The sequence below is a fragment of the Bacteroides sp. 51 genome (assembly GCF_010500965.1).
In the GTDB taxonomy this organism is placed as follows: Bacteria; Bacteroidota; Bacteroidia; order Bacteroidales; family Bacteroidaceae; genus Bacteroides.
Genome location: NZ_QVMI01000002.1, coordinates 308,784 through 321,301 on the forward strand (window position 1 = coordinate 308,784; position 12,518 = coordinate 321,301).

Below are 12,518 nucleotides of genomic sequence, written 5' to 3' on the forward strand. Positions count from 1 at the left end.
ACTAGTAGCCAAAGATTTCTTCTTGTGTTAGTTTCCGGATAGGCCCGATCTTTTCAAGACTCTTGATATCCAGTTCCTTTTCATCGCCTAATATACAATACGTATATATCCGGTCTTTGATCCATTTCTGTTGGAAGTCAACTACATTCTGTAGCGTCATGTTCTGAACATCGTTATACAGTTTGATGCGACTATCAACCGATTGGCCAAGATCCTGTGCATTGATGTATGCCCAGATTACACTGCTCTTCACAATACGATCTGTACGCAGTCTGGTGATCATGCCTTCTTTCGCTAGCTTAAACGCCGCTTCCGACTCAGGCATATTATTGATAATATCGTTGAATGTAGTGATTGCATCCATCATCTTATCGTTCTGGGTTGCAATCTGGGTGCGCACCTCATATGGATACTTTAAATATGAAGGAACTACAATTCCTGCCCATGCCGAGTATGCGAGGCCGCGGCTCTCACGCATTTCCTGGAATACGATTGAGTTCATGCCACCACCGAAATACTCATTATATAATTCGCGTGTAGGCTCAATAGTGGGGTCGAATGTCTCACCTCGGTTAGATATCTGGGCCATATAGATTTGTTTTGCATCGTAAGGTGCAATGAATATCTTGGTAGCCGTAGTTTGCTGTTTGGTGAAGTCTTCTCCCACGGGGATATCTTTCAGGTCTTTAGGGGTCTTGTGCTGTTCGTCCAGTAAGGTTAGCAGTTCCTTTTCGCTCTTCGGTCCGTAATATAATATGCGGTGCTTGTAGCTATTCTGCTGGTGGATGCGATCTACTAACTCCTGTGGGTCCATATTCTTCAATTGATCGGCGGAAAGAATATTTGTTGTGGGAGACTTCGGACCCCATGTTGCATAGTTAACCAAACGGCCAAAGTTCTGCATTTGGTTAAGCTTGGCATCATTACGCGACTTGATAATGTCGGCAGCCAGATTGGTATATGTCTCTTTATTTACCTGTGCATCTGATAGTCGCGTTTCGAACAGTTCCAATGCCTTAGGCATATTTTCGCTTAGTCCGCTTAGCGTTACATACGTGCGCTCGCTTCCCGGTGAAACATTGAATGAACATGCCAGGTTATAGAACTCGCTGTTGAGTTGCTCAAGGGGCATTGTAGAGGTTCCCAGGTATTTCATATATTGGAAAGCGGTACCCAGGGCTTTGTCGTTGTTGTTTCCCATATCGAACAAGTAAATGAGTTGGAACACATCATTCAGGTCGTTCTTTTTGTAGAATACAGGAATACCACTGCCGGTTTTTAGTTGTGCAAGGTCTTTACTGAAATCAACGAATACCGGTTCGATGGGTTTAACATCGGTGTTCTGTATCTCTTTCAGGAATACACTTGCTGTATCGCGGTTCATTACGATAGGAGTGATAGATGGTTTATCTATTTTCTTTTCGTTCGGGTCTTTACCTTGTTTCTTATAGATCACTGCATAGTTATCCTTCAGGAAGTTGTTGGCAAAGGCAACGACCTCGTCTTTGGTGATCTTCGACATACGGTCTAGTGATACAACCTCGTCTTTCCAATCTACGCCATGAATGAAAGCGTTAACAAACATATCTGCCCGTACCCAGTTGTGTTCCAGCTGGTACATTTGCATAAGCTTGAAGTTGTTGATCGTAGCCTGGAGCATCTTCTCGTCAAAGTCGCCGGCTTTTAGTTTCTCAACTTCGCCCAGGATGAGGTCTTTTACCTCTTCAAGTGTTTGGTTTGCTTTAGGGCGTGCCTGAGCCATCAGGAAGGAGTAATCTGTCATTCCGCTGGCGTATACCGATGCACCGATAACCTTTTGTTGCTGGTTCAGGTCGAGGTCGATAAGACCGGCTTTTCCATTATAAAGGATGCGCGACAGGATGGTCAGCATCTCGTAGTCGTGGGTGGCTATTCCGGGGAATCTCCAACCGATGGCTACGCTTTCTGCATCCGGACCGAGGACCTCGCGCACGATGGGTGCAGTGATAGGTGTTTCTGTAGTAGTTGGTAGTTTAGGCAGATTCGGATTAGGCTGCATATCGCCGAAATATTGGTCGATGGTTGCAATCATCTGGTCCGGGTTGAAGTCGCCGGATAAACAGATGGCCATATTGTTGGGCACATACCATGTTTTGTAATACTCTTTAATGCGAGTGATGGATGGGTTCTTTAGGTGTTCTTGTGTACCCAGTACGGTTTGGTTTCCGTATGGATGGTGTGGGAAGAGTGCAGCCAGTATAGATTCGTATACTTTCCGCGGATCACGCGTGAGCGACATGTTCTTCTCTTCGTATACTGTTTCCAGCTCGGTATGGAAGCCACGGATAACGTTGTTCTTAAAGCGGTCGGCCTGGATCTTAGCCCAGTTGTCTATCTCGTTGGATGGAATGTCTTCGGTATATACCGTCATATCGAATGCCGTATACGCATTTGTTCCGTTGGCACCGATGGCAGCCATCAATTTATCGTATTCGTTGGGGATGGCCAGCTTGGAAGCTTCGTAAGAAAGGCTGTCTATGGTTTGGTAGATTGCTTTTCTCTGGGCCTCGTCTGTGGTATTGCGATATACTTCAAACTGCTCTTCGATTTGTCCTAAGAGGAGTTTTTCTGCTTCGTAGTTTTGTGTGCCGAATTGTTCTGTACCTTTAAACATGAGGTGTTCGAAGTAGTGTGCCAGTCCGGTGTTCTCTGCCGGGTCGTTCTTTCCGCCCACCCGCACGGCAATGTAGGTTTGGATGCGTGGTGTTTCTTTGTTTACAGTCATGTAAACCTTCAGGCCGTTGTCTAGTGTGTAGATGCGGGCTTTCAGTGGATCGTTGGCGACGGTTTCATAAGCGTACTTGCCTTGGCCTGTGCAGGCTGTGATGGCAATAAGGGCTAGGAATAATGTTCCTAATTTTACGAACGATTTCATCATACTCAGAAACGTATTTAGGGTTATAGATTAGAACAAAGGTAGGAAAATAGTTGAGAGTGCCCTCTTTTTTTTGTAATTTCGCCCTCTTTAATTTAAATAATATGATTACTATTGAACAACTAAAAGACGTGAAAGAGCGCACAGATGCGCTGAGGAGGTATCTTTGACGTCGACGGGAAGAAAATTCAAGTCGAAGAAGAGCAATTAAGAACACAGGCTCCCGGGTTTTGGGATGACCAGAAGAAGGCCGAAGCACAGATGCGACTGGTTAAAGGCCTACAGAAATGGATCGACGGATACGGTGAAGTCGAAACATTGACCGGTGAGCTGGAACTGTCGTTTGATTTCTACAAAGACGAACTCGTTACCGAGCAGGAGGTGGACGAAGCCTATAAAAACGCCATAGAAGCAGTCGAAAACCTGGAACTGAAGAATATGCTTCGCGAAGAAGCCGATCAGTTGGGTTGCGTGCTGAAGATCAACTCCGGTGCCGGAGGTACCGAAAGCCAGGACTGGGCTTCTATGCTGATGCGTATGTACCTGCGCTGGATCGAGGATCACGGATATAAAGCAACCATATCTAACTTACAGGAAGGTGATGAGGCCGGAATTAAGGCCTGTACCATTCAGGTGGAGGGCGACTACGCCTATGGTTACCTGAAAGGGGAGAATGGTGTGCACCGTTTGGTGCGCGTTTCGCCTTACAATGCACAAGGCAAGCGAATGACTTCTTTTGCTTCGGTATTCGTTTCACCGTTGGTTGACGATACGATTGAAGTGCAGATCAATCCGGCTGCTATTACCTGGGACTTGTTCCGGTCGGGTGGTGCCGGTGGACAGAACGTGAATAAGGTGGAAACCGGCGTCCGTTTGCGTTATAAATACAAAGACCCCGACACGGGCGAGGAACGGGAAATCCTGATCGAGAACACCGAGACACGTTCGCAGTTGGATAACCGCGAGAATGCCATGCGTTTGTTGCGGTCACAACTATATGACATTGAACTGCAAAAACGCCTGGCCGAGCAACGCAAGATTGAAGCCGGAAAGAAGAAAATCGAATGGGGATCGCAAATACGAAGCTACGTATTCGATGACCGCAGGGTAAAAGACCACCGCACGAACTTCCAGACTTCGGATGTGAACGGAGTGATGGACGGTAAGCTGGATGGCTTTGTTAAAGCCTATTTGATGGAATTCGCAGGCGAAGAATAGTTGTTTCACTAATTTTTCTGCCCGAATGCTTGTATCTTTTCTTTTTATTCGTAAATTTGGAAAGATCGATATAAAAAACATAGATATGAGCAAGAATAAGAAAGTAAAGCATAGTAAAAAAGAGGAGCAGCAGGCTCAGAAAGTAGTGAAGATCATCTTTGTTTCACTTATCATTCTGGGACTGGCTATGATTATCGGCTTCTCTTTCTTTAGTTGATGAATAGAGGCGCTTGAGTTTTTTTTATATGGCACAAGAGATAGAACGGAAGTTCCTGGTTCGCGGAGAGTTTAAATCTCAGGCTTTCAAACAAAGCCGGATGATTCAGGGCTATATCTGTAGTGCTAACGGTCGGACGGTTAGAGTGCGTATTGCAGACGATCAGGGGTTTCTTACCATTAAGGGACCAACGAACGAGTCGGGTACTACCCGCTTTGAATGGGAAAAAGAGATTCCCGTGTCCGACGCCCGCGAGTTGATAAAACTGTGCGAGGGGGGAGTTATAAGCAAAACAAGATTTTATGTACGTAGTGGCAGCCATGTCTTTGAAGTAGATGAGTTCTATGATGCGAATCAGGGCTTAATCATGGCTGAGGTAGAACTTCTTGATGAGAATGAGGAGTTCGTAAAGCCTGAATTTATTGGAGAAGAGGTGACGGGTGATGTGCGATACTATAATTCGCAGTTAATGAGACGCCCGTATTCCACCTGGTAAAAAGAAAACCTATGGAGAATCTATATGAGTTTCTGCCGGAAGAGTTAGTCACTTTTATACTGGTGACACTCTTTTCGTTGCTTATAGGCCTGTCTCAACGGCGAATCAGTCTGAAACGGGAAGGAGAAACTACGCTCTTTGGTACAGACCGCACCTTTACTTTCATCGGAATATTAGGTTATCTGCTCTATATCCTCGACCCTGAGGGAATGAAACTGTTTATGGGTGGGGGACTGATTCTCGGTATCCTGCTCGGCATTAACTATTACGTAAAACAATCGCAGTTCCATGTTTTCGGGGTAACCACCATTGTTATTGCACTGATTACTTACTGTATCGCACCCATTGTTGCAACGCAACCCTCCTGGTTCTACCTTATGGTCGTTGTTACCGTATTGCTCCTGACCGAGTTGAAGCATACGTTTACCGAATTGGCCCAGCGCATGAAGAACGATGAAATGGTCACGTTGGCGAAGTTCCTTGCCATCAGTGGAATTATTCTTCCCATGCTGCCGAAGGAACCTTTTATTCCGGGCATCGACCTCACGCCTTACTCCGTTTGGCTGGCCACGGTTGTCGTTTCGGGTATATCCTACCTTTCTTACTTGTTGAAACGTTATGTGTTCCATGAATCGGGCGTGCTGGTTTCGGGCATCGTAGGGGGAATGTACAGTAGCACGGCCACCATCTCCGTTCTTGCCCGGAAGTGTAAAAAGGCGTTGCCGGAAGATGTGCCCGAGTATGCCGCTGCCATGCTGTTTGCGGTAAGCATGATGTTCCTTCGCTTTCTTATCCTGATCTTTATCTTTAGTGGAGCCGTTTTCCAGACGGTTTTACCCTACCTGCTTATTATGTCGCTGGTTTCTGCATCGGTAGGAACATTTATCCACTTCCGCAAAAAGAAGAAGAAGGATAAAACGAGCGATGTTCCTGAAGAAGAAGACAATAGCAACCCGCTTGAGTTCAAAGTGGCCCTCATCTTTGCCGGGCTATTTGTAGTTTTTACTCTTCTGACACACTACACGCTGATCTATGCGGGAACGAGCGGTCTGACCGTGCTGTCGTTTATTGCCGGATTGAGCGATATTACTCCTTTCATCCTGAACCTGATACAAGATACGTCGAAGGTTTCTACCCAGGTTATAGCCGCTAGTAGCATGCAGGCCATCATCAGTAGTATAACGGTAAACATGTGCTATGCCCTTTTCTTCTCCGGTCGTCGTAAAGAGTTGCGTCCCTGGCTGTTGGGTGGTTTCGGACTGGTGATTGGGGTCAACTTTATACTGCTGCTGATCTTCTATTTTATTTAAACGGGTTTCCGGTTATTTCGCATTGATTCTGAGAAAGTACCTCAATGACTCTGAGAAAGTTTCTCATTTGCCTTGAGAAAGTACCTCAGCATCGCTCTGCTATATAGCTGAGTACCGATCGTGTTTGGGTGCATCGTTCTGTCAACTTTACTACCTTTAACGCCTTGCGCTTTGATTTTATTTATTCTTAACTCCGAGAGTTTCGTAATTGCAACGAAAGAGTATACTTTTGTCCCTTCATGTAACTGATTTAACTAAATCGTCTCTAATACAGTATATTTTAATAATAGACCACAAATCAAGTAATGAAAAAACTAATCATGCTGCTTATGGCGCTTGTTGCGTCTTATGCAATCAACGCACAAACAACTCCGGCTGTAACGTATACGGTGAAAGGTGTTTTGCTGGATTCGTTAACCCTCGAGGCCGAGCCTTACGCAACCATTAAAATCGTTCGTAAAGATGCGCCTGCGCAAGCTGTGAAAATGGCCGTAACCGACAACAAAGGTAAATTTGAAGAGAAGATCACCGGTGGCGGTGATTACGTTATCACTATTACCTCCATAGGGAAGTCTGCTGTAGTAAAAGAATTTAATCTCTCATCTTCCGAAAGAACCAAAGATTTGGGAACATTATACACTTCCGACTCGGCTAATGAACTTGAAGGTGTTGAGATTGTTGCCCAGAAACCCCTGGTAAAGGTAGACATTGATAAGATAGAATATAACGTAGAAGACGACCCGGATTCTAAAACAAACTCCGTACTTGAGATGCTTCGCAAGGTTCCGTTGGTTACGGTAGATGGCGAGGACAATATACAGGTAAACGGCAGCAGTAGCTTTAAAGTCCACGTCAACGGCAAGCCCAATAATATGATGAGCGACAATCCCACGGAAGTGCTCAAAAGTATGCCGGCCAATAGCATTAAGAATATTGAAGTGATCACCAATCCCGGCGCTAAATATGATGCCGAAGGGGTAGGGGGTATTCTGAATATCATAACCGTTGGCGGCGGATTGGATGGATATACTGCAACCTTCACTGGCAATGCCAGCAATCGCGGAGCCGGCGGTGGTGTATTTGCTACCATAAAGAAAGATAAATTCACGCTAACAGGAAGGTACAACTACAACTACAATGACAATCCGCGGAATTATTCCGAATCAAGACGCGAGAATAACGATGGAACCCGCCAGCTTTCCAACGGGGAGTCAAAGAATAAAGGTTCATTTCAACACGGCTCGTTGGAAGCCAGTTATGAACTTGATACACTTCGCCTGATCACCATGTCTTTCGGTATGTACGGAGGTGGTAATGATAGTGATGGCAGTTCGCTCACCTGGTTTGAGAACTCTGCAAGTTCTTCAACCGATCCGATATACTCTTATAGAACACTAAGCAACAGCGAAAGCTCATGGTACTCTGTTCGCGGTAACATTGACTATCAGCGTTCGTTCGCTAAGAAAGGCCGTCTGCTGACCTTCTCTTACAATATCAATACCCGCCCTCAGAATTCCGATTCTTATATCAACTATAAAGATACGGTAGGTCTGGACTATCTGCGGAATAACCGTTCCGATGGCGAGCAGAATACCACAGAGCATACCTTTCAGGCCGATTACACCACGCCGATAGGCAAGTACCACACCGTAGAAGGTGGGGTGAAATACATTATCCGTAATAATATCAGCGATAATGACCGGTATAACCAACACACTGCCGGCGGCGATTATATCATAGACAACGACCGTAGCAGCCACTATAAACATCTGAACGATATCCTTTCCGGTTATGCCTCTTACTCCCTCCGGTATAAAAAGTTCTCGGGTAAAGCCGGTCTGCGCTTTGAACGTACCATGCAGGATGTGAGGTTCAAGAATATACCCGACCAGAACTTTAAAGTTAACTATAACGATTTCGTGCCATCGGCAAGCATAGGCTATAAGATTACCGATACGCAGAACATCCGTACCGGCTATCAGATGCGTATCTGGCGTCCGGGAATCTGGTACCTGAATCCATATAGAGATGATAGTAACCCGATGCATATCCGCCAGGGGAATCCTGACCTGGAAACAGAAAAGAGTCACTCCTTCAACCTGAGCTATAGCAGCTTTACATCGAAGTTCAATGTAAACCTATCGCTGTCGCATTCATTCAATAACAACTCGATAGAAGAAGTCACTACATCACTGGGCGAGAATGTACTTTACTCCACATACGAGAATATCGGCAAGAGTCGCTCTACCTCGCTAAGTGGCTATATCAACTGGAACGCCTCTCCTAAAACACGTATCTATGTGAATATGGATGGACGTTACAGCGATATGCGAAGCCCCAGCCGTAATTTGCATAACACCGGATGGGAAGGTTTTGCGTATGGAGGTTTCCAACATACACTACCCTGGGAACTCCGTTTGAGCGTTAACGTGATGGGTGGAACCCCCTCGCCAAGTCTGCAAGGACAGCGGAGCGGTTTCTATGGCTACAACCTGGGATTGAACCGCTCGTTTATCAACAAACGCCTAACAATCAGTGCTTTCGCTGGAAACTTCCTGAAGAAATACCAAAAGCATAAAAACGAAACCGTGGGCGAAAACTTTACGATGAACTCTAGCTATTCATACTCCCGCCAACGCTTCGGTGTGAGCATCAGCTACCGCATCGGCGAACTGAAAGCCAGCGTGAAAAAAGCAGCCCGTACCATCCAGAACGACGACCAGAAGGGCGGCGGCGGTGAAGGCGGCGGCGGTGGCGAAGGCGGTAATTGATCATTCTTTAGATTACAGCATAAAAACCAAAAACAGCTACCGGCATTTGCTCCAAATGCTACTGGCATTCAACTCGGATGCCGGTACCATTTGCGACAAATGCCGGTAGCATTCCCCTTCATCGCAATATGGCCCGAAAGGAGACTGCATGGCTCATTGTAAAATATCGTTTTATAAGTCTTATATTTCTAAAGAAAGTCTTGTAAATCAGAATATTTCGTGTACATTTGCGGCGATGACTTCACTATGCAATGCAGATGCGAACAACGATTAAATTGAGGCCAAATACATTATTTTCGAGAATTCTTCTTTCATGCCTCGTACCTTTTGTTATTGTTATGGCGTTTTTATTGTGGTTTACCTCCAACCTACTCTATAAAAACGCAAAACAGATAGCAGAAGATGAATCCCTATTTTATTCTAACCAGATTTCAGAAACAGTACGCTCTACCTTCCTCGACAACTCTTCGGCATTGATGCTGGCGGGAGAGCAAATCAAGCAATTAGACCGGAAATCTCCGGATTATCGCGAAAAGGCCAAAGAAATCCTGACCCTCTTCCTCAAAACCCAACCTAACATTTTTGATGTATATATTGCCTTCGATAAAGGCATTATATCAGAAGACTGGTTTATGCTGGACATGATTATTGAAGAGAATGGGGAAATAGAGGAATTTTTTGATGAAGCTGGTTATGAGGAACTGGGCGATAAGGACAAAGCGCCTTGGTATAATGTGCCCATGCAAACCGGCGAGTTCTATCTTGATAATCTCGAAGTCTATGATTACGGAGAGAAAGGAGTGAAATATACGTCGACCATCAGTTATCCTCTTAAAGATGGTGATAAGACGATAGGAATAATCGGAATGGATGCCTTCTACAAAAACTATTATAGCTTCCTGGATGATCTTCAGATAGACGATAAACAGGGAATTCTCCTTGTCGATCAGTTGGGAGAAATTCTGTATTCATACCGCGAAGAGGTCATCGGTAAGTCCTTGTTTGATGCAATCAAGTTTAAATACGAAGGCGCTATGCGCCGGGCGCTTGTAGAAGGCATGCCGTTTTCGGTGGAAGACAAGTCGTTCCTGTTCGAGGGCCAATCTTTCATCTATATCCGCCCGGTCAATCACGAACGCTCTACCCATCCTATTTATATGGTGGTCGATATGCCGGTGAAACCACTCTACAAAAACGCTCGCGAAATCAGCATGATGATCCTTCTGATTGGTGGCGTGGTATGTGTTGTATTGACCATATGTGTTTATTTATCCATATATAAATCCATTAAAACCATCAAAGGCATAACAGGTGTAGCCAATGAAATTATTAAAGGAAATTATAAGGTGGATTATGATCGTTATATCCATGCCAATCGTTCGAACGAAAATGATGAGATCGCCGTACTGGAAAACTCAATTATAAAAATGTTGAACCAGATAAACACTCATATGGATGAGCGCGACGCATACGACCGTGAACTGAGAATCGCAAAGGAAAAAGCCGAAGACTCCAACCGATTGAAGTCTGCCTTCCTTGCCAATATGAGCCACGAGATACGTACCCCGCTGAATGCCATTGTAGGTTTCTCGGGCATACTGGAGAATACAGAAGACCCTCAGGAAAAACGGGAATACGTGGCCATTATTGAGAAAAACAATGACCTGCTTCTCCAACTGGTAAATGATATACTCGACCTTTCTAAGATAGAGGCCGGTACGCTGGATTTTGTTTACTCGGATTTCGACCTGAACGACCTGATGTATGCCGAAGAAAGTACCATGCGTTTCAAACTGGAAAATCCCGATGTGAAACTGGCCTTTATTAAAGGAATTGAAGGCTGCTGCATCCATTCCGAGAGCAACCGACTGGCTCAGGTGTTGACCAACCTGATAGGTAATGCTATAAAGTTTACCCAAAAGGGAAGTATTCATTTCGGTTATCAACTGGATGAAGAAAAAGAAGGTTTCCTGCGTTTCTTCGTGACGGATACAGGTACAGGGATATCACCGGAAAAACAATCGGCTATTTTCGAACGTTTCGTGAAACTCGATTATTTTGTTCAGGGCACAGGGCTGGGACTTTCCATCTGTCAGGTAATAATTGAGCAGCTGGGTGGTGAAATAGGAGTGAAGTCGGAACTGGGAAAGGGCTCTACGTTCTGGTTCCGGATTCCGTATATGCCATGCGGGGAGCGGTAATTACATTTTGTCAGTTCTCCTCTAAATCGCTTGAAAGCGTCTACCTATGTTCGTAGCTGAAAAATATTCAGTATTTTCTATTTGGGAAATGCAAGATGGTAGGATATGTGTCTATTTCCTGTGTAATTGAAAGTTTATTTCTTAATTAATATGTTTTGTGTTGTGAAAAACATGTGTTTGCTGTCGGTATGTTTGTTTTTGTTTTGTCGGAAAAACGACTGAAATAGAAAATATAACCTTTTAAATTTACTCTTCTTACCGAATCTTTCATTTTTTCATGCTCAAAAAGCGAAATCAGAACCTCTTAAGCTTTCTTGTTAAACACACAGACTTGCTACGTTAACACGTCAACTTTCTACAGTAACGCGGTGAGCAGTCACGCTTAATACGGGCTGCGGTATTTCTTAATCCCCGGAGTTGACTTGTTAAGCAAGGGGGTTGTCCTATTAAACAAGAAAAGACGAAAGAACCATTGGAATATTTTGATTTTCTATCAGAAAATCTGCCTATTTGGGTGGAAAATGCACTCTATCTTCTCTTTTTTCGCTAAGATTCTTCTTTTTAGTGACGTGCGAATGGGCCTTATAAGGCTTCTGAGGCATATAGTGTATTTTGAATGGATGAAAATCTACACAAATAGATTGTTAAAAAGAAAGTGAAAGGACTAAAGATAGATCAATTTGATGTTTTAGTTTGCAAGTTTGAATTAATTTGATATTTTGGGGCTTTAAAAAGGATCAATCCGAAAATCAGGTTGAATTGTTAAATTGCTATAGTCTTTGCTGAAGGGTTAGTATATAACGGATTGGAAATGAAGAAATAGAGATGGGTAAGCTATACCGCATGGTTCAGCCCGAACGGCTGTTAATCTTGGTAGCCCGTTGCTTTAGCATCGGGTTTAATAACCAACTCCTATACATGCGTGCCGAAGGTACGCGATATTGGGATGTGATGACTCTTTCAAGACTGCGTACCTTCGGCACGCACTTCGTGGTGGCGAATTGATCAACCCGATGCTAAAGCAACGGGCTACCAAGATTAACAGCCGTTCCGGCTGAGCCTGCGGTTAGTACGAATTAATTCAAAACCCAACAAAAAGAGGTCAAGTAGAAAACTAGGCTGAATACTTAAATAATCTCTTTGTTTTAGTCCTAAAAAAGGTCGGTGCCATCCCAGTGAAATGCCCTAGGCAAACCACTGGGATGCCTAGGGCATCCCAACCACATAGTAACGATACAATAATTAGCAACTTTTCAGATTGACCCTTTAAAAAGTCTAAATTGTTTCATTGCTAAGAGCCTGTTTAAATTTTGCTCGTTCTTTTATTTAGTGCTGTTTTTAGGCTGTTTGTTTTCTTTTTAAGGTGAGAATAGCGGGCTATTTGAACCGCG

7 protein-coding genes and 1 pseudogene are annotated in these 12,518 nt (G+C 44.4%); 7 read left to right on the top strand and 1 reads right to left on the bottom strand.

What is annotated here, in order from left to right:
• Window position 1: 1 nt before the first annotated feature.
• Window positions 2-2,914, bottom strand: coding sequence for a pitrilysin family protein (locus D0T87_RS03245; protein WP_163172872.1), 2,913 nt, complete (start codon window positions 2,912-2,914; stop codon window positions 2-4).
• Window positions 2,915-3,018: 104 nt separating this feature from the next.
• Here D0T87_RS03245 and prfB point away from each other — a divergent pair.
• The 7 genes and pseudogenes from prfB to D0T87_RS03275 all read left to right on the top strand — a co-directional run bounded on the left by prfB (window position 3,019) and on the right by D0T87_RS03275 (window position 12,132).
• A protein-coding gene (gene prfB / locus D0T87_RS03250; RefSeq protein WP_163172766.1) for a peptide chain release factor 2 occupies window positions 3,019-4,132 on the top strand; the annotation gives its coding sequence in 2 pieces (ribosomal slippage) (window positions 3,019-3,081 and window positions 3,083-4,132; 1,113 coding nt in all).
• 85 nt (window positions 4,133-4,217) lie between these two features.
• Entirely contained in the window at window positions 4,218-4,349 is a 132-nt protein-coding gene (locus D0T87_RS24855) for a hypothetical protein (protein WP_255495842.1), read from the top strand.
• Between the two features lie 28 nt (window positions 4,350-4,377).
• Window positions 4,378-4,845 carry a CYTH domain-containing protein gene (locus tag D0T87_RS03255; protein WP_163172768.1) on the top strand — a complete coding sequence of 156 codons (468 nt, stop codon included), beginning with the start codon at window positions 4,378-4,380 and terminating at the stop codon, window positions 4,843-4,845.
• 11 nt (window positions 4,846-4,856) lie between these two features.
• Window positions 4,857-6,155, top strand: coding sequence for a DUF4010 domain-containing protein (locus D0T87_RS03260; protein WP_163172770.1), 1,299 nt, complete (start codon window positions 4,857-4,859; stop codon window positions 6,153-6,155).
• Between the two features lie 305 nt (window positions 6,156-6,460).
• Window positions 6,461-8,926, top strand: a complete 2,466-nt coding sequence (locus tag D0T87_RS03265) for an outer membrane beta-barrel family protein (protein WP_163172772.1) — start codon at window positions 6,461-6,463, stop codon at window positions 8,924-8,926.
• A 1,460-nt stretch (window positions 8,927-10,386) separates the two neighbouring features.
• Window positions 10,387-11,106 (top strand): annotated as a pseudogene (locus tag D0T87_RS24485) (sensor histidine kinase); the annotation flags it as partial.
• 846 nt (window positions 11,107-11,952) lie between these two features.
• Entirely contained in the window at window positions 11,953-12,132 is a 180-nt protein-coding gene (locus D0T87_RS03275) for a hypothetical protein (RefSeq protein ID WP_163172774.1), read from the top strand.
• The last annotated feature ends 386 nt before the right edge of the window (window positions 12,133-12,518 follow it).